Here is an 18001-nt window from a genome sequence, read left to right as displayed (position 1 = left end):
TTTTTGAAATCCGTGACCGTCAAACACATGACCTGAAATGAACTGCAATTCATATTCCTAATGCTTTAATTTAACACCAATAAAAAAACCACCCTCGGGTGGTTTTTTATTCGCTCAGTTCAAGCTAAAAAACTTAGAGAAAGCTTGGTAGGCCTTTAGCTGGATCAGTTGCTCGAGCCATCTGGGCATCAGCTACGCTCATCCCAAGAGCTTGAGCAATACCTTCACCATAGGCGGGATCACAGGCATAACAGTTACGGATATGACGGTACTTGATGAAATCAAGCGCATCACCCATTGCGGCTGCGGTATTATTAAATAGAGCCTGTTTCTGCTCATCATTCATCAGGTTGAACAGGGCACGTGGCTGGCTGAAGTAGTCATTATCATCTTTGCGATAATCCCAGAAATCTGCATCACCCGTGATTTTGAGGGGGGGCTCTCTGAATTCTGGCTGTTCCTGCCACTGGCTGAAACTGTTCGGCTCATAATGCGGCAATGAACCATAGTTGCCATCCATACGGCCCAAACCATCACGGTGATTTGAATGTACCGGGCAACGTGCGGCATTGACCGGAATCTGGGCATGATTCACACCTACACGGTAACGCGCTGCATCAGCATAATTGACCAAACGTGCCTGTAGCATGCGATCCGGTGAATAGCTGATACCTGGTACCAGATTGCTTGGCGCAAAAGCGGCTTGTTCTACGTCCTGGAAATAGTTTTCCGGATTACGGTTGAGTTCGAATTCACCTACTTCAATTAGTGGATAATCACCTTTCGGCCAGACTTTGGTCAGGTCAAACGGATGATAAGGCACTTTCTCGGCATCTGTTTCAGGCATGATCTGAACGTACATTTTCCATTTCGGATAATCGCCACGTTCAATCGCATCAAACAGGTCGGTTTGACTGCTTTCACGGTCTTTAGCAATCAACTCTGCTGCCTCAGCATCAGTCAGATTCTTGATACCTTGCTGGGTACGCATATGGAATTTTACCCAAAAGCGTTCATTTTGGGCATTGATAAAACTGTAGGTATGACTGCCGAAACCGTGCATATGACGGTAACCAGCCGGAATCCCACGATCGGACATTACGATGGTAACTTGATGTAGTGCTTCCGGCAATAAAGTCCAGAAATCCCAGTTATTGGTGGCGCTACGTTTATTGGTTTTCGGATCACGTTTTACTGCTTTGTTTAAGTCAGGAAATTTACGTGGATCACGCAGGAAGAATACCGGTGTATTGTTACCGACTAGGTCCCAGTTCCCTTCTTCGGTATAGAATTTCAGGGCAAAACCACGAATGTCACGTTCTGCATCAGCTGCACCGCGTTCACCGGCGACGGTCGAAAAACGGGCAAAGAGTTCGGTTTTTTTACCGACTTCCGAGAAAATTTTTGCACGGGTATATTCAGTAATGTCATTGGTTACGGTAAAGGTACCAAATGCACCTGAACCTTTTGCGTGCATACGGCGCTCAGGAATCACTTCACGAACAAAGTTAGCCAGTTTTTCATTCAGCCATAAATCTTGGGCCAGCAATGGGCCACGGCTACCTGCCGTCATACTGTTCTGGTTGTCGACTACAGGTGCGCCAGCTTCAGTAGTCAGATGGGTGACAGGGCACTTTTTCATATCTTGGCTCATATTTCTCTCCAAGCGTTGAGAATTTTATTCGTTATTCCAGCATTCAAAAAAATCATCTATAAGCGCAGGAATAACATTAGGGGCTTTATTTCCAACAGATTTTTAATTAAGTGAGTTGTTGAATTGGGTGTTTTGGCAATAAGTTTGGTTTTTCTGTAACTTCAGAAAATACTGCCTAAATGAATAAAAATTAAGTCATTGAAAATAAATAATCTAATTTGAACATAAGATATTTCTAGAAATGTGACAATGTTAAAATATGCAAATTTTTCACTCAGTTTAAAATGATTAAGTAAGAAAATCAGAATTTAAGATGTCTTCTCTAAGTCAGAAAAACATTTCAATATTTCTTTTATTTTTTTATAAATTATTGCGTAAGCCATTAATTATATAAATATTTTTAAAATAGCTAGATTTGAAATTAAAATATAAAGATTAAACAGGCAGCTAAAACATTATTATCTTGCTCACAATTTTCTGATTTTTACAGCAAGAATATCTACCAAATTATCTATTTTCTGGAAAATATTTAAGTTCTGATCTGCTTGAAAATTGGCCAGTCGCCCCTATAATTATTTCACATCCCGAGCGGATCATTTCCTTAGCCCAAATTAAACAGAGAGCAAGATGGCAAAGAAAAAAACTGTAGAGGCAGTCATGCCAAACTTCGTGGCCAAACATATGCATGAAGTCAATAAAAGCCAGGTTTTTGTAGACCGGAAGAAAAATGCAAAACGTGGTTATACCAAACACAAACAAGGGCGATATCAACAAGATGATCGCCCTTTTTTATGGGCAGCTTAGGGCGGCCAGGAAGACGTAGATCTGCTTTGGACAGGAGCTGACTTTAAGGGATTCTGGAGGGTATAGTGAAAAGATGAATTTCTTTTCGAAGAATGCGGTGAAGTCCGCCGGGTGGTTGAAGAAGCTTGTTCGGGAAACATATTTTGAAAAAAACGGGGCAGGGTCGCAGAACTCGAAGATCTATTTGGATCAGCATCAGCCATAGGCCGGGTCTGTTGAAAACTGGCAAATTTTCCTAGCTGTTGCCGATACAGTTTTGCCGCAATGACCGATGGATCATTCTTGCCTAAACGCCGTTGCTGGGTACGAGAAATTTCAATTCCCCATAAGGGACAGGCTTTAGGACGTTCACTTTCACGGATATACTGGTGACTGGTATTTGTATTATTACGACCACCAGAAGATGTATATCTGGATTTTTGCGAACGTAAGGCCGGTGCAACAATAATAAAATAAAACGCTGCAGCCAGCATAAGCAGGATAAGCACAAATTCCATAAGTACCTCGACTGATGCAGAGGAACATGGAAAAGTTCCTCCTTAAGCGCTGACCATACGGGTGGTGGATTTCACCATATCTCCTAAACCATGTGTTCTAAAATAATGCTCCATCCAGCTTTTTACCATGAGTGGATTGTCCAGTTTTAGTACATGTTTGAGTAATTCCTGTGCATCAGGCATCGGTACATGACAAATCGTTTTTCGGACTCTCAAAATATTGCTAGAACTCATGGACAGGGTATTGAATCCCATGGCCATTAATAGTACGGCCGATAGAGGATCACCGGCCATTTCACCACAGATACTGATCGGTTTGTTATTACGGTGACAATCCTCTACCAGACGGGTCAGGGCACGCAGGATCGCTGGATGTAAGTGTGAATAGACATTGGCCACACGTGGATTATTCCGGTCTACGGCAAGTAAATATTGAGTCAAATCGTTAGACCCGACCGAAAAGAAATCGACCAGTTCAGAAAATTCATCAATCTGATGCAGTACGCTTGGTACTTCCACCATAATCCCGATTTGTGGCTTAGTAATCTTCACCTGTTCTTCTTCCTGAACGGCATGATGATCACGCTCTAATAGATACAGCGCTTCTTCAACTTCACTGACACTGGTCACCATCGGCAGTAGGATATGCAGATTGTTCAGGCCAATACTGGCTTTTAGCATGGCGCGAATCTGTGAAGAAAAGATTTCAGGATGATCCAGCGTGAAACGAATTCCGCGCCAGCCCAATGCTGAATTTTCTTCCTCAATCGAGAAATATGGCAGGTCTTTATCTGCACCAATATCCAGCGTTCGCATGACTACCGGTTTATTGGCAAAGTGACTCAGTTGCTGCCGGTAAATGGCTCGCTGTTCCTCTTCGCCCGGGAAGCGGTCACGTAGCATGAACGGGATTTCCGAACGGTATAGGCCAACACCTTTGGCACCACGCTGTACACCACGAACCACATCAATCATCAGGCCGGTATTTACAAACAGACGTACAGCGGTACCATCTGGCGTAATTGCATCTTTGGTCTCGTATTGACGTAGATCTTTGGCAATCTGTTCTTCTTCTTTCTGAATTTCTTTATAGCGGGTACGCAGACGACGTGGTGGATTGATAAAGATACGGCCCTGATGCGCATCGACAATCATCTCGACGTCATCCAGGGTATTGATTGGCAGTTCAGTCACACCCACGACAGTCGGAATACCGAGTGCGCGTGCCACAATCACCATGTGCGAATTCATGGCACCTTCAGTGGTGACAATCGCGGCAATCTTATCGACAGGTAACTCCACCAGCGCAGCCGTTGAAATTTCTTCACCAATCAGGATACTTTCATCTGTCAGTTCGCGATGGCTTTCATCGGCTTCCTGCAACTTGGCCAGAATACGACGTCCCAGATCTTTTAGATCAGCGACACGTTCACGCAGGTAATCATCCTCCATCTGGGCAAACTGCGCCACATGGTTATCAATCACGATGCGAACCGCACCTTGTGCCCAGTGACCATCACGAATCAGTGCTTTAATCTCCGATGGTAGGGTATTTTCATCCAGCATACGCAGGAACACACTGAACAAAGCACGTTCTTCGGCCATCAGCGCATCCTGCATCTTGTCATCCAGGAACTGAATTTCTTCACGTACCGAATTTAAGGCATTATCCAGCAAAGCCAGTTCTTCGCTAATATCATCCGCTTCACGATCCGGAACAGCGCCCAGATCTGCAGGTGGATAAAGCACAATGGCACGGCCGAGTGCAATACCGCCAGAACCCGATACGCCCTGGAAGGTTTTATATGCCGGTAAATTATTTGGCTTGCGGAATACATCAATATTGCCGACTGCATGGGCGTGAGCGATTACGCCCGAAAGCTGGGCACATAGCGTAACCAGGAACGATTCAGCCGCTTCACTAAAATCCTGGGATTCTTTATTTTGGACCACCAGTACGCCCATGACCTTACGGCGGTACATGACCGGAACGCCCAGAAAGGAATTATAAATTTCTTCGCCCGTTTCCGGTAAATACAGGAAACGATCATGCTTAGGGGCATTGTCGAGGTTAACGATTTCCTCACGCTGACCCACCAGACCAACCAGACCTTCACCGGTATGTAGAGACACATGACCGACAGCTTCAGGCTTCAGGCCTTTAGATGCCATCAACAGATAGCGCTGGTTGCGTTCATCGAGCAGATAAATGGAGCAGACATCCACATGCATGGCCTCAGCGACCTGATTGACCATAATATCGAGTGATTCATGCAAACTGGTAGACGCATTAATCTCTTGGACAATGCGTCTCAGGGTATCCAGTTGCATATTCGACATGGGAGCTGCTCCGTATTTTTTTAGAAGTCCGGTAATTTAGTTTATTTATAACAATAGCCGAGCAAAAAATCTGCACATGCACGCGATTTTTTTAAGGTTTTTGTTGTGGTAATTGCTGACAGAGTTCAATCATGGCCTTGCGATAAACATCGCGTTTAAAATTCACCACTTGGCCTAATGGATACCAGTAACTGACCCATTGCCATTGATCAAATTCGGGCGGATCGGACAGATCAAGTTGAATGTTCTGTACGGGCGCCGTCAGTTTGAGTAAAAACCACTTCTGTTTTTGACCGATACATACCGGATCTGAATCCGTGCGAATGTATCGATACGGCAAACGATAACGCAACCATCCTTTGGTCTGCGCGATAATCTGGACGTGTTCAGGCAGTAAGCCAACTTCTTCTCTCAGCTCACGATAAAGTGCCTGCTCAGGGGTTTCTCCATATTGGATACCTCCTTGTGGAAATTGCCATGCATTATGACCAATGCGTTTTGCCCATAAAACCTGTCCAGCATCGTTTGCCAAAATGATCCCGACATTCGGTCGGAAACCTTCTGAGTCGATCATTTGGCTACCTAAAATTGTTTAATTTATGCCTTTGCTTTCGGGGAATATTATTTCTTTATCCAACTCGAAAAAAAGCAAAGTTTAAAAATGTTAAAATTGCTATGATCTTAACGAATTTCTATCGACTAGCGGAGATAGATTTACAATTTTTTTCTTAAATTTCAGTTTTTACGAGTATTTTCATGAAATTGGCGCTATTTGATCTCGATCACACCCTGTTAAACACCGATTCGGATCATTCCTGGGGGGAATTCCTGGTCAATGAAGGCCTGGTGGATCCTGTTCATCACCGCGCCATGAATGACAAGTTCTATGAGGACTATAAAAAGGGTCAACTGGATCCTTATGCCTATAATGAATTTGTATTCCAGTTTTTGACCCAACATGACCATGATTATCTGACCGAATTACATCAACTGTTCATGCAAAAAGTCATTCGCCCCCAGATGCGTCCGGAAGGTTTTAAAGCGATTCAGCGCCATAAAGATGCAGGGCATGAAATTGTAGGCATTACTGCAACTTCGGACTTTATTACTGCACCGATCTTCCGTGAGTTTGGGATTACTGAAATTATTGCCACCAATGCTGAAGTCATTGACGGTAAATATACCGGTAAGGTGACCAATATCGCCTGCTATCAGCAAGGCAAATTGACCCGTCTGAATCAATGGTTGGCTGGTCGTGGCGTGACTGAGTCTTGGGCCTATTCAGATTCAATCAATGACCGTTTTCTGCTGGAATATGCCGATCATGCCATTGCCGTAAATCCGGATGAGCGTCTGGAAGCACTGGCCAAAGAACAGGGCTGGGAAATTCAGGACTGGTCGATTTAAGCAATTCTTTTGATTTAATCAGGCACAACTTCGGTTGTGCTTTTTTATAAGCAGAATAGGGTACTTTTTGACATGCCCGTTGCTGAATAAACATGCTATGCTCAGAATAAATAAAGCAAGTCGACAATAACGATAGCAAGCGCTGAGGTAATGAAAATGACCCAAGTTAGACCGCGTATGACTCATCTATTTGCACAGTTAGGTCTGGATTCGAGTGCAGAAGGGATTGCCAAATTTATTCATGAGCATCAATTACCCAAAGATGTAAACCTGATGGAGGCGCCGTATTGGTCAGATGCACAGCGCCAGTTCCTGGCTGAAAAAATTGCTTCAGATGGAGAATGGGCCATTGTGGTGGATCAGCTCAATGAATCTCTGCATGAGGATGCCACTAGCGGAATTGAGTAGTGAACAAAAAGCCAATCAACTGATTGGCTTTTTCATTTTGGAATTATCGTACCCTTTTCCATAAAGTTATTTGGGACAGGGTATGTTGATATTTACGCGCTGTTTCTCGGATCACAAAAGGCACATCCACAGGTTCGTCCAGCATTTCAAAATGTGGACTTAGCAAAGCTTTGATACCCTCTAAGGTACTCAGGTTTTCTCCCGCCTGCTTAAATCCGCCGATCCATTCACTGCGTGCTGTATGTTCTTCCAGCCAGGTATAAGGCGAGGCTAGCATCAGGATTCCGCCCATATTCAGCCGATTATGAATCTCACTTAGAAAAGCTTTAGGATGATGCAGACGATCAATCAGGTTGGCTGCCAGAATAAAATCATAATCTTTAAACTGCGGTTTCAGGTTGCAGGCATCGGCCTGATAAAACTCGACCTTATTGGCAACCTGTTTAAGTTCAAGTTCTGCCAGTGAGCAGGATTTATATTCCACCAGTTCACCCTCAACAGGAATGCTATAGCGCAGGGTCTCTCCTTGCGCCAGCACCACACCTTGCTGAATAAAACGGGCTGAAAAATCTAGACCGGTGACCTGATCAAAATCTTGGGCCAGTTCAAAGCTGGCGCGTCCGGTTGCACACCCGATATCCAGCGCTTTATGACACGGAATGTTTTGAAAATAGGGACGGGCCAGTTGAATGAGGCTTTGGGCAAAGTTTGGAACAGCAAAATATTCTGCTCCATACTGGAATTCCAGATATTGGGAAATCAGCTGATCACTTTCATATTGAGAGTGAAACTGCGGTGATGTCTCTTCCGCGGCAACATAACGAAAACCGGCATGCTGGAAAAAATGTCGCCGGAACGCATAGCGTGAACTGTGCAGGGCTTCATTGCCAGCTGAAATCCAGGAACCGCCTTTAATCAGATGATGTTGGCCATCGAAGGTCGGGGTACTAAAATCATCGTAGAAGGGATGGACTTGAAAGCCTTCGAAAGGATAAATCGGGGTCTCGGTCCATTGCCAGACATTGCCCTGAACATCATAAAAATCGCCATGCTGAAAATGATCCACCGGAAAAGAGTTAGGGCCATATTTTAATTCAATATTGGCTTGCTCAGGACTTGGTAATTTTGGATCCAGTCCTGAAACTGCATACAATCGATACCATTCATCCTCAGTGGGCAGACGAATGGATTCTCCGGTCTGTGTTGATTTCCAGTTACAGAAAGCTTTGGCTTCATGATAATTCACTTCGACTGGCCAGTCCCAAGGCATTGGAACTTCTTCCAGCATCAGTCTTAAGGACCAACCCAGTTCCGTTTTGACCCAGAAGGTAGGATGTGTGGCTTGAGAAAATGCTAACCATTGCTGGCCCTCTTCAGTCCAGTAGTCAGCTGTTTGATAACCTTCTGCTTCAACAAAGGCTAAAAACTCCTGATTGGACACCAGATATTTAGAGGCTTCGAATTCTGCAATTTCGGCATGATGGTGGCCGTATTCATTGTCCCAGCCATAAAAAGCATGTTCGAAATTTTTATGTAAATTGACCTGACCTGCCGGTACCTTTACCAGACTATTTTCAGGCGCAATACCGGTAATGACATTGGCACGCCACTGCGGATGATTCTGTACATAACGTAACTGATGCTGGCGAATTAAAACTGAAGAGGTTTCCAGATGAATTCGTTCATGCTCAATGCCCATGATGATGGTCCACCAGGGATTGTGCCAGTTCAATGGAAGTTGTAGCGGCGCATGTTCTATCACTTTCAAGACCAGGGCACGCACCTGATGCCGGTAATCACGTACCGCCTGAATGCTAGGCCAGTGATAGTTCTGTTCATCCAGATCATCCCAGCTCATTTCATCTACACCAATCGCGAAGATACTTTCCAGATGCGGATTTAAACGTTCCGGGATCAGTTGAGCCAGCAACAGCTTATTGATAAAAAAAGTGGCAGTATGACCAAAATAAAAGATCAGTGGATGACGTAAGGCAATCGGTTTGTCATAAAAGGCTTCTTCATTTTTCAGACAGTCAAACAGTTGCTCATAGGTGTCAAAGGTATTTAGAAAATAATCACGTAATACGGCACGCGCTGTCGGTTCATCTTCAAAATCAAGGTTGGGAGTCGGGTGTAGCGTTGGTTTAAGCGGTTTCCATAAACCCATTTCTTCGAGCAGGTCATGAGAAGAAGATAATAAAGTTTTGGAATCAGAAGATTTGATCTGCATTCTGTGCTTCCTTGAATACGTTTTAATTTTTCATCTTCAGGAAAATGAATTTGATACTTTTAAAAGTACTTGAAAGGAAGCAACTGATGCGATGTATTTAGGTAACAAAATGCTGCATCGATATCGATGCAGCAGAGAAATGTGAAAATTAATTTTAAATTGATGGGCCTTGCATCAGTTGAACCAATGCTTCAGCCGCCTTCGATTGAGTACGACCCGGATGCCAGACCATACCGAGCTGACGGTTCATTTCCAGATTCAGATCCAGTTCTTGCAGGTCATGGTTGACCAGGGTTTTGGGCAAGACTGACCAGCCTAAACCAATCGAAACCAGCATCCGGATGGATTCAAGCGGGTTATTGCTCATGGTCGTTTTCGGCTTGATGCCCTGCTTTTCAAACTCGGCCATCGTAATCTGCGTAGTATAGGTCTGCGCAGAAGGCAGCAGGCTTGGGTAATTCACCAGATCTTCAAGAGACAGGTTTTTTTGCTGAGCCAGTGGATGGAATGGTGCGACCACAAAAACCAGAGGATCATTCCAGATAGTGACATATTTTAGGCGTTCATCACCATGCGGTGGCAGAGTAAGGAAAGCCAGTTCCAGATCACCGGCAATGACCTGTTCATGCGCCTGTTCAGAATCTACAAAATGTACATCTAGCGTCACATTTGGATATTGCTGTACATATTCACGCAGATGGCTCGGTAAATGATGCAGGCCAATATGATGGCTGGTGCCAATTTTCAGTTTGCCTTGGACCTGACCTTGTTCATGACTCAGGGTGTAGTGAATATCACCCAACTCGTTCAGCCAGTTTTTTACCTTAGGCAGCAGGGAATGTGCCGCATGAGTGGCCTGAACACCACGGCCCGCAGATTCAAATAATTTCACCCCAAAATATTCTTCCAGACTGTGAATACGTTTGGTCACAGCCGGTTGGGTAATAAAAAGCTGATCTGCAGCCAAAGAAATCGAACCTGTTTCCATGACTTTTACAAAGGCTTCAAAAGCTGCGAGATTCATCTTGATCACCTATAAAGTTTTTTTATGCTTAAGTTTATTATTGTAATAATTTAAGAATAAATCAAAGTAAAAATATAGAACTATTGGTTTAATGTTGAATTAATACACATTTTTAAATGTTTTATTTTATGTCATAAAAAAAGCCACCGAGGGTAGGTGGCTCAAAGAGGAAGATCGACAAAAAATTATGCGGTGATTTCCTCATCCTGTTGCTGGCTTTTTGCTTCCCAGATTTTCTCGTGGAAGAAGAAAGCAACTGCCTGTACAGTCGGTTCTAATAAACTCAAGGCAATCGCCATGGTTAAACTGCCTGTGACAAAATAGCCCACTAACATCGCGACAGTGATGTGCATGATGTAATAGCTAAATGTCTTTTTGAACATGCGCTGATTGTTGTCTACGAAACGTTGAATATGTGCCATGTGGATCTTCCTCAAAACAAATGATCTGTGCCGATGAGGAAATAATAATAATTCTCATTTAATTTGTAAAAACGAATATTTTTAATAAAACGATCGGAAAATTAGATTTATAAAAAGAGAGCTAAACCATGATTTAATTTAAGTTTTAAAAGATTCCAAAAAGTTTTTTAACTAATAAAAATGATAAATTAGATTTATGTGAATGCAGCGATATAATCAAAATTAGCGAAAGAATTTACCCAGTCCAGTGGAGCACATCGACATGGCAGGCGAGACCCAAACAGCAAAAACATTATACGATAAGTTATGGGATGACCATTTAGTAAAACAACGAGATGATGGTTCAGCTCTACTTTATATCGACCGTCATTTATTGCATGAAGTGACTTCGCCACAAGCCTTTGAAGGCTTGCAACTTGCTGGCCGTAAGCCATGGCGTTTAAGTGCCAATATTGCGACACCTGACCATAACGTACCGACCTCTAAAAAAGAGCGTGAGCAGGGCGTGGCTGGGATTGAAGATGATACTTCACGTATCCAGGTACAAACCCTGGATGATAACTGTAAGACGTTCGATATTGTTGAATTTGATATTAACGATATTCGTCAAGGCATCGCGCACGTTGTTGGTCCTGAGCAAGGCTTAACCTTGCCAAGTATGACCGTTGTATGTGGTGACTCACATACTGCAACACATGGTGCATTTGGCTGCTTGGCACACGGGATTGGAACATCAGAAGTTGAACATGTATTGGCAACCCAATGCCTGGTTCAGAAGAAAATGAAAAATATGTTGGTACGCGTTGACGGTAAATTGGGTCAGGGCGTAACACCGAAAGATGTGGTTTTAGCCATTATTGGTAAAATCGGAACTGCGGGCGGTACAGGTCACGCGATTGAATTTGGTGGTCAGGTGTTCCGTGACATGTCGATTGAAGGCCGTATGACCGTGTGTAACATGGCAATCGAAGCGGGTGCACGTGTCGGTATGGTCGCAGTCGATGAAAAAACCATTGAGTATGTTAAAGACCGTCCATATGCACCGAAAGGCGAGCAATGGGATCAGGCGGTTGCGTACTGGAATACTTTGCACTCCGACGAAGGTGCTCACTTCGATACAGTTGTAGTGTTACAAGGTGAAGAGATTGAACCGCAAGTGTCTTGGGGGACTTCTCCTGAGATGGTGATTCCGGTGTCTCAAGCGGTTCCAACTTTGGAACAGGCCAAAGATGATGTACAGCGCAATGACTGGAACCGTGCTTATCAATATATGGGCTTAACTGCAGGTCAGCCTTTAGCAGATATTCAGTTAGACCGTGTATTCATCGGTTCTTGCACCAACTCACGTATCGAAGATATTCGTGCTGCGGCTGAAGTAATCAAAGGCCGTAAAGTGGCTTCTAGCATTAAGCAGGCCATGGTCGTTCCGGGTTCGGGTTTAGTGAAACAGCAGGCAGAATCTGAAGGTTTGGACAAAGTCTTTATCGAAGCTGGTTTTGAATGGCGTGAACCAGGCTGTTCTATGTGCTTGGCAATGAATGCTGACAAGTTGCAGCCAGGCGAACATTGTGCCTCAACTTCAAACCGTAACTTTGAAGGTCGTCAGGGTAATGGCGGTCGTACCCACTTGGTGAGTCCAGCCATGGCGGCGGCGGCAGCGATTGCCGGTCACTTTGTTGATGTCCGTTCATTTTAATTGGTACGCAGGAGCAGAAATATGAAAGCTTATACCGTTGAACAAGGTATTGTTGCACCCTTAGACCGTGCCAATGTCGATACAGATTTAATTATTCCAAAACAGTTTTTGAAATCGATCAAACGTACCGGTTTCGGTGAAAACCTGTTTGATGAATTGCGTTATTTGGATGAAGGTTATCCGGGTCAGGATAACTCGGTTCGTCCGATTAACCCGGACTTCGTGTTAAACCAGCCACGTTATCAAGGTGCATCGATTTTAATTTCTCGTGCTAACTTTGGTTGCGGTTCAAGCCGTGAGCATGCGCCGTGGGCATTGAATGAATACGGTTTCCGTACTGTGATTGCACCAAGCTTTGCTGATATTTTCTTTAATAACTGTTTTAAAAATGGCATGTTGCCGGTGATCTTGCCGGAAGAAACGGTTGATCGGTTATTTAAGGAATGTGCAGCAGCTGAAGGTTATCAGTTAACGATTGATCTGGAAGCGCAGGAAGTTCGTACACCAAATGGCGAAAGTTTCAAGTTTGAAGTGGACCCATTCCGTAAGCATTGTTTGTTAAATGGTTTGGATGATATTGGCTTAACTTTGCAGGCAGCAGATGATATTCGTGCCTACGAAGAAAAAACCAAACAATCACGCCCATGGGTATTTGCTGAAATTCATTCATAAAACAGCAAAAATTGTCATGGCATGACTGCGAAGGCCTTGCTAATATCAGAAGATTATTAATTTTTTTTGATAGGTTAATACAGACATCATGGCAACGTATTGGAAACAGTGGCTTGCTCTAAGTGCAGTATCAGTGCTGATGACCGCGTGTCAGAGCATTGATACCTTCAAACTTAAACATGCCAAAGAAGATGCAGAAAGCAAATCCAATGCCTTGATTTATTGTGCAGGCACACCGGATTGTCAGTTTGAACGTTTAAATCGGACCATGATTGTGGATGAGTCCACCAAGCGAATCAGCCCAGAAGCGCTGGATCAGCGTCTGGTTCGTCTGCAGGCCAAAAACCTGAAACAGGATAATCCGATTTATTTATCTGTGCCGGAAGGGCAGCATGAACTGGTGGTGCGTTTCTATCCGATTAGCAAGGATAAGGCTGAGACCTTGCATCTGTTCCAGCAGTTTAAGGCGAATAAACGCTATACCCTGAAAATGTTCCGTGACCGAAATGCACGTAGCACCAGTTTATTAAATGCCTCTGCACCTGATCCATTGTGTGTGGACCTGTTGCAAGAGCAGAAAGTGATTCGTCGTTTTTGCAAACCTTATAATGTCATCAATGGCATTGCAGAGTTTGTAGAAAAAAAAATTTAACCTAGTCAGGTGGATGCCTGACCTTATAAATGGAAAAGCTCATGTCTAAACAAATTTTGATTTTAGCTGGTGACGGTATTGGCCCTGAGATTGTAAAAGCCGCAGAACAGGTGCTTACACGAGTTAATGAAAAATTCAATCTGGGTTTAACATGGGAACAAGGTCTGTTGGGCGGTGCTGCGATTGATGCACACGGTTCACCTTATCCAGACGTAACGTCTGAACAGGCGAAAAAAGCAGACGCGATTCTGCTCGGTGCTGTAGGCGGTCCAAAGTGGGATACGATTGAGCGTTCAATCCGTCCAGAACGTGGCCTGTTAAAACTACGTAGTGAATTGAATCTGTTTGCGAACTTGCGTCCAGCAATTCTTTATCCACAATTGGCTGATGCCTCTAGCTTGAAACCGGAAATCGTCTCTGGTCTGGATATTCTGATCGTACGTGAATTGACTGGTGGTATTTACTTCGGTCAGCCACGCGGGATCCGTGAACTGGAAAATGGCGAAAAACAAGGTTTCAACACTGACGTTTATGCAGAATCTGAAATCAAACGTATTGCCAAGGTTGCGTTCGAACTTGCTGGTCTGCGTGGCGGTAAAGTATGTTCAGTTGATAAAGCCAACGTGCTTGAAGTGACTGAGCTTTGGAAACAAACCGTGACTGCACTGAAAGAAGAGCAATATCCGGACATTAACCTGTCTCATATGTATGTAGACAATGCTGCGATGCAGTTAGTACGTGCGCCTAAACAGTTTGACGTGATCGTAACGTCTAACCTGTTCGGTGACATCCTGTCTGATGAAGCTGCAATGCTGACTGGTTCAATCGGTATGTTGCCATCAGCTTCATTGGATGAAAATGGTAAAGGGATGTACGAACCTTGCCATGGTTCTGCACCAGACATCGCAGGTCAAAACCTGGCAAACCCATTGGCAACCATTCTGTCTGTAGCCATGATGCTGCGTTATACCTTCCGTGAAGAAGCAGCCGCTAAAGCGATTGAAGATGCAGTAGGGAATGTTTTAGACCAAGGTCTGCGTACTGCTGACATCATGTCTGAAGGCATGACTAAAGTGGGTACAGTGGAAATGGGTCAGGCAGTGGTAACTGCATTGAACTAAGTTACACATTAGTTCCACGTAAAAAACGCAGCCTTGAGCTGCGTTTTTTACGACTGATTTTGATTAACAGGTTCGACCCGAAAGGCTGACAGAAGTTGCAATATTGTCTTTGAGCAAAAAGATAATCTTGCATTGCAAATTCACATCATAACCTGATGCAGGACTCACAGTGACTGGAACCGGAACTGTGCCTGTACCTGCTGCCGGAAACTGGGCAATTGGTAAGGGAACGGTCACAGGACGTTCTACGACATAGCTGAGCTGTTGGGAGCTGAGCTCAGGCTCACTGATTTGCTGATAACCCAAACGTTTCAGATCTAAATTGCGATCAATATACTGGCTGCTCTGGCCAATAAATTGCTGTAAATAAGTTTCACGGTCAGTCTGGCTGATCGTGGGTGTTTGTGCACACCCTGACAGACCGAGCAACAGGATGCTCAAGCCCAATACCAGAGAAGTACCTTTGCTTAACAACATCACATCACTCCTACTCAAGGAACGCTTAAAAACAGTGTAGTAGCAAAGTGTGAGAGGAACTGTTGTAATTTATTATTAGGCAAGACAGGATCAATCAGGCAGTTAGCTGTAGCTGTCAAATTCAAGACAACTTAGAACGCTCTTATATCCACTTTAAAATGAATAAAACGCAAAAATAAGTCTTAACAGGCACGTCCGCTATATTGCACGGATTGAGCAATCCCTTGTTCTAGTTGAAAATGAATCTGGCAGGGCATTTTAACCTGATAACCCGGGCCGGGTGCAGTTGCGAGTCGTACAGGGGCACCTATACTGACACTTTGCTGAATGGCCGGTGTTCCCAGCGGAAGTTCAATGGTGCGAAGTACGGTATAACTCAGACGTTTTTCCGTTTGTACAGGTGCTTTTGAGGTCTTAAAACCGAGTGCAGTTAAATCCAGATCCTTGCGAATCGACTCTGCAGATTGGCCGATATATTGCTATAACTGCTGATCTATTTGTCGTAATTTTGTCGAATTGGTAGTGGCGCAGGCAGTCAGGCTGATTCCTAGGATCAGAGAAAGCAAGATTTTTTGCATGAATGATTCACTGTTTTTATTAGAGGAAAAATAGAAATTATTATCTTCGAATGCAGTATAGGGAATGTGCAGGGGAATTGATATAAAAGAAAAGACAATAAAAAAGCCACTGGATGAGTGGCTTTTGCTTCCGCTAAAACTTAGCGCGCACGGTATGTGATACGACCCTTAGTCAAATCATAAGGAGTCATTTCGACCTTCACGCTATCGCCAGTCAAAATACGAATATAGTGTTTACGCATTTTACCAGAAATATGGGCAATTACTTCGTGACCGTTTTCTAAACGTACACGGAACATAGTATTAGGAAGCGTCTCGGTGACAACGCCTTCGAACTCGATGAGTTCCTCTTTATTGGCCATAGCCTACCTGAATGAATAAATTGGAAAGGCGCAAATTATAGTCAATTTTTTCGCAAAACACAAGGTGTAACGGGCGTTAGACTGATCATCTGTCAGTAAAATAAGCGAAGTGTGAGTTTAAACTTTTTAACTAAAAAGCGTATGGTATCTGTTGTCAGTTTGGTCAATCACAGTTAATCTAATTTCAATCTTTTTAAGTATAAATGAAGTACATACAAGGAAGGTTTTTGAGTGAGTCAGCTAACGGATGCATCAGTCGTATTGCGTTTAGGCTATCAAGCGATTCGTCGTGCAGGTTTGCCAACAGAAGAACTTCTGACAAAAGCAGGAGTCGCTTTAAATCAGGTGGAGACCAATGACCGTACTCCGCTCAGTGCTCAGTATGCCTTCTGGGTTGCCGCAGAAGAGGTCAGTAAGGACCCGGATATCGGATTGCATCTGGGTGAACATTTGCCGCTCTATCGCGGACAGGTGATCGAGCATCTGTTTATTTCATCAGAGAATTTTGGTGAAGGCTTGAAACGTGCACTGGCTTATCAGCGTCTGATCAGTGATGCCTTTCATGCCAAGCTGGTGGTCGAAGACGATCGCTGCTATCTGACCAATGGTGAACAGCCTTTTGCTGAAAGTCTGGTCAATCGTCACTTTACCGAATGTGCGATGTCGGGTGTGCTGCGTTTCTTTAAATTTATTACTGAAGGCCGCTTTGAACCGATCTATATCGATTTCAATTTTTCCAAAGGCGCGGCAGATGAAGAATATTTCCGGGTTTATGAATGTCCGGTAAGTCTGGGACAGAAAGAAACCCGTTTGTATTTTGATCCAAGCATTCTTGATTTCCCGCTTTGGCAGGCAGAACCGGAACTGTTGCAGCTACATGAACAGCTGGCAATTGAAAAATTACAGGAACTGGCTCGTTACGATTTAGTCGGGGAAGTACGTCGTGCAATCGGTTCTACTTTAGAAAGTGGTGAAACGACTTTGGAAACTGTAGCCGCTCAACTGAATATTACCCCACGCCGTTTACGTACCCAGCTCAGTGAGGCTAATACCAGTTTCCAGCAGATTCTGTCTGATTATCGCTGTCGTCTGGCTAAACGTCTATTGGCGAGTACCAATGAAAGTGTGGAGCGGATTGTTTATCTGACTGGATTCTCGGAGCCAAGTACTTTTTACCGTGCGTTTAAACGCTGGACCAATGAAACACCGGTTGAATATCGAAAGCGGAAACAGCGTTAATCTTTAAAATCTAAAATCCTCCCCCAACCCCTCCTTTAATAAAGGAGAGGAGTTCCCACTGCTGTCCCATAGTTTGCTTTAAATAAAAAAACCTGAGTCCTAACAGTTAAAATATGAGTGCAAACAAACACTTTAACGACCAGGATTCAGGTTTTGTCACATCAGAATACCGTATTTCATGAGCTAATTAAACCTGTTGTGCGACAGGATTTTGAACAACTTGCTAAAGTACACCATGTTGGACAGAAATTTAGAGCGGCTTCCCGGTGGGATCAGTTTATTGCCATATTGATGTCTCAATTCTCTTGTAGGCAAAGTCTGAGAGATATTCAATCCAATTTGGAGTGCCAACAGGAAAAGCTAAGTCATCTCGGAGCAAAGTCTATTCCCCGAAGCACGCTGGCACGAATCAATGAGC

Annotated in this window: 18 protein-coding genes; 9 read left to right on the top strand and 9 right to left on the bottom strand. The window is 43.9% G+C overall.

The features are described from left to right. Positions 1-133 precede the first annotated feature (133 nt). Positions 134-1654 (bottom strand): catalase, encoded by a 1521-nt coding sequence (locus FTV12_RS08450; protein ID WP_004781832.1) that lies wholly within the window; start codon positions 1652-1654, stop codon positions 134-136. A gap of 627 nt (positions 1655-2281) precedes the next feature. Between FTV12_RS08450 and FTV12_RS08445 the strand changes: the two genes are divergently transcribed. Continuing rightward, positions 2282-2458 carry a hypothetical protein gene (locus FTV12_RS08445; protein WP_171431270.1) on the top strand — a complete coding sequence of 59 codons (177 nt, stop codon included), beginning with the start codon at positions 2282-2284 and terminating at the stop codon, positions 2456-2458. On the opposite strand, the gene FTV12_RS08440 is transcribed toward FTV12_RS08445, so the two are convergent. The 3 genes from FTV12_RS08440 to FTV12_RS08430 form a co-directional block, all read right to left on the bottom strand. Further along, positions 2455-2955 carry a hypothetical protein gene (locus FTV12_RS08440; RefSeq protein ID WP_180033855.1) on the bottom strand — a complete coding sequence of 167 codons (501 nt, stop codon included), beginning with the start codon at positions 2953-2955 and terminating at the stop codon, positions 2455-2457. The genes FTV12_RS08445 and FTV12_RS08440 overlap by 4 nt on opposite strands. A gap of 42 nt (positions 2956-2997) precedes the next feature. Continuing rightward, positions 2998-5295 (bottom strand): phosphoenolpyruvate--protein phosphotransferase, encoded by a 2298-nt coding sequence (gene ptsP, locus FTV12_RS08435; protein WP_180033854.1) that lies wholly within the window; start codon positions 5293-5295, stop codon positions 2998-3000. A gap of 91 nt (positions 5296-5386) precedes the next feature. Then, positions 5387-5869 carry an RNA pyrophosphohydrolase gene (locus tag FTV12_RS08430; RefSeq protein WP_004781838.1) on the bottom strand — a complete coding sequence of 161 codons (483 nt, stop codon included), beginning with the start codon at positions 5867-5869 and terminating at the stop codon, positions 5387-5389. 182 nt (positions 5870-6051) lie between these two features. Between FTV12_RS08430 and FTV12_RS08425 the strand changes: the two genes are divergently transcribed. Then, positions 6052-6702: an HAD family phosphatase gene (locus tag FTV12_RS08425; RefSeq protein ID WP_180033853.1), complete on the top strand. Its 651-nt coding sequence runs from the start codon at positions 6052-6054 to the stop codon at positions 6700-6702. Between the two features lie 156 nt (positions 6703-6858). Then, positions 6859-7110, top strand: a complete 252-nt coding sequence (locus tag FTV12_RS08420) for a DUF2789 domain-containing protein (RefSeq protein WP_180033852.1) — start codon at positions 6859-6861, stop codon at positions 7108-7110. Between the two features lie 43 nt (positions 7111-7153). Here the strand turns inward: FTV12_RS08420 and ovoA are convergent, their stop codons facing one another. The 3 genes from ovoA to FTV12_RS08405 all read right to left on the bottom strand — a co-directional run bounded on the left by ovoA (position 7154) and on the right by FTV12_RS08405 (position 10786). Next, positions 7154-9277, bottom strand: a complete 2124-nt coding sequence (ovoA, locus tag FTV12_RS08415) for a 5-histidylcysteine sulfoxide synthase (RefSeq protein WP_257220879.1) — start codon at positions 9275-9277, stop codon at positions 7154-7156. Positions 9278-9494: 217 nt separating this feature from the next. Next, positions 9495-10364, bottom strand: a complete 870-nt coding sequence (locus tag FTV12_RS08410; protein ID WP_004781845.1) for a LysR family transcriptional regulator — start codon at positions 10362-10364, stop codon at positions 9495-9497. 185 nt (positions 10365-10549) lie between these two features. Beyond that, positions 10550-10786 carry a DUF2061 domain-containing protein gene (locus tag FTV12_RS08405; protein WP_159123642.1) on the bottom strand — a complete coding sequence of 79 codons (237 nt, stop codon included), beginning with the start codon at positions 10784-10786 and terminating at the stop codon, positions 10550-10552. Between the two features lie 262 nt (positions 10787-11048). Here FTV12_RS08405 and leuC point away from each other — a divergent pair, with 262 nt between their 5' ends. The 4 genes from leuC to leuB all read left to right on the top strand — a co-directional run bounded on the left by leuC (position 11049) and on the right by leuB (position 14927). Next, positions 11049-12482, top strand: coding sequence for a 3-isopropylmalate dehydratase large subunit (gene leuC, locus FTV12_RS08400; RefSeq protein WP_180033850.1), 1434 nt, complete (start codon positions 11049-11051; stop codon positions 12480-12482). 21 nt (positions 12483-12503) lie between these two features. Continuing rightward, positions 12504-13154: a 3-isopropylmalate dehydratase small subunit gene (gene leuD / locus FTV12_RS08395; RefSeq protein WP_034702382.1), complete on the top strand. Its 651-nt coding sequence runs from the start codon at positions 12504-12506 to the stop codon at positions 13152-13154. An 88-nt stretch (positions 13155-13242) separates the two neighbouring features. Beyond that, the gene (locus FTV12_RS08390) at positions 13243-13806 is read left to right on the top strand and encodes a hypothetical protein (protein WP_034702380.1); all 564 of its coding nucleotides are present in this window, start codon (positions 13243-13245) and stop codon (positions 13804-13806) included. Between the two features lie 41 nt (positions 13807-13847). Next, positions 13848-14927, top strand: coding sequence for a 3-isopropylmalate dehydrogenase (gene leuB, locus FTV12_RS08385; RefSeq protein WP_004781852.1), 1080 nt, complete (start codon positions 13848-13850; stop codon positions 14925-14927). A gap of 63 nt (positions 14928-14990) precedes the next feature. On the opposite strand, the gene FTV12_RS08380 is transcribed toward leuB, so the two are convergent. Both FTV12_RS08380 and infA read right to left on the bottom strand, forming a co-directional pair. Further along, positions 14991-15404 (bottom strand): hypothetical protein, encoded by a 414-nt coding sequence (locus FTV12_RS08380; protein WP_180033849.1) that lies wholly within the window; start codon positions 15402-15404, stop codon positions 14991-14993. A gap of 718 nt (positions 15405-16122) precedes the next feature. Further along, entirely contained in the window at positions 16123-16344 is a 222-nt protein-coding gene (infA, locus tag FTV12_RS08375) for a translation initiation factor IF-1 (protein WP_001284370.1), read from the bottom strand. Positions 16345-16575: 231 nt separating this feature from the next. Between infA and FTV12_RS08370 the strand changes: the two genes are divergently transcribed. Further along, on the top strand, positions 16576-17583 hold the full coding sequence (locus FTV12_RS08370) for an AraC family transcriptional regulator (protein ID WP_004781856.1): 1008 nt from the start codon (positions 16576-16578) through the stop codon (positions 17581-17583). A 153-nt stretch (positions 17584-17736) separates the two neighbouring features. Next, a partial coding sequence (locus tag FTV12_RS08365) for a DUF4372 domain-containing protein (protein ID WP_128841197.1) occupies positions 17737-18001 on the top strand: 265 nt, incomplete at its 3' end.

Source organism: Acinetobacter sp. YH12233, from assembly GCF_013417725.1.
Lineage (GTDB): Bacteria > Pseudomonadota > Gammaproteobacteria > Pseudomonadales > Moraxellaceae > Acinetobacter.
This window is presented reverse-complemented; position numbering and strand designations above follow the sequence as displayed.

Excerpts from the sequence above, each read along its gene's own strand:
- FTV12_RS08450 (WP_004781832.1), bottom strand. The coding sequence starts at position 1,654 with ATGAGCCAAGATATGAAAAAGTGCCCTGTCACCCATCTGACTACTGAA.
- FTV12_RS08445 (WP_171431270.1), top strand. The coding sequence starts at position 2,282 with ATGGCAAAGAAAAAAACTGTAGAGGCAGTCATGCCAAACTTCGTGGCC.
- FTV12_RS08440 (WP_180033855.1), bottom strand. The coding sequence starts at position 2,955 with ATGGAATTTGTGCTTATCCTGCTTATGCTGGCTGCAGCGTTTTATTTT.
- ptsP (WP_180033854.1), bottom strand. The coding sequence starts at position 5,295 with ATGTCGAATATGCAACTGGATACCCTGAGACGCATTGTCCAAGAGATT.
- FTV12_RS08430 (WP_004781838.1), bottom strand. The coding sequence starts at position 5,869 with ATGATCGACTCAGAAGGTTTCCGACCGAATGTCGGGATCATTTTGGCA.
- FTV12_RS08425 (WP_180033853.1), top strand. The coding sequence starts at position 6,052 with ATGAAATTGGCGCTATTTGATCTCGATCACACCCTGTTAAACACCGAT.
- FTV12_RS08420 (WP_180033852.1), top strand. The coding sequence starts at position 6,859 with ATGACCCAAGTTAGACCGCGTATGACTCATCTATTTGCACAGTTAGGT.
- ovoA (WP_257220879.1), bottom strand. The coding sequence starts at position 9,277 with ATGGGTTTATGGAAACCGCTTAAACCAACGCTACACCCGACTCCCAAC.
- FTV12_RS08410 (WP_004781845.1), bottom strand. The coding sequence starts at position 10,364 with ATGAATCTCGCAGCTTTTGAAGCCTTTGTAAAAGTCATGGAAACAGGT.
- FTV12_RS08405 (WP_159123642.1), bottom strand. The coding sequence starts at position 10,786 with ATGGCACATATTCAACGTTTCGTAGACAACAATCAGCGCATGTTCAAA.
- leuC (WP_180033850.1), top strand. The coding sequence starts at position 11,049 with ATGGCAGGCGAGACCCAAACAGCAAAAACATTATACGATAAGTTATGG.
- leuD (WP_034702382.1), top strand. The coding sequence starts at position 12,504 with ATGAAAGCTTATACCGTTGAACAAGGTATTGTTGCACCCTTAGACCGT.
- FTV12_RS08390 (WP_034702380.1), top strand. The coding sequence starts at position 13,243 with ATGGCAACGTATTGGAAACAGTGGCTTGCTCTAAGTGCAGTATCAGTG.
- leuB (WP_004781852.1), top strand. The coding sequence starts at position 13,848 with ATGTCTAAACAAATTTTGATTTTAGCTGGTGACGGTATTGGCCCTGAG.
- FTV12_RS08380 (WP_180033849.1), bottom strand. The coding sequence starts at position 15,404 with ATGTTGTTAAGCAAAGGTACTTCTCTGGTATTGGGCTTGAGCATCCTG.
- infA (WP_001284370.1), bottom strand. The coding sequence starts at position 16,344 with ATGGCCAATAAAGAGGAACTCATCGAGTTCGAAGGCGTTGTCACCGAG.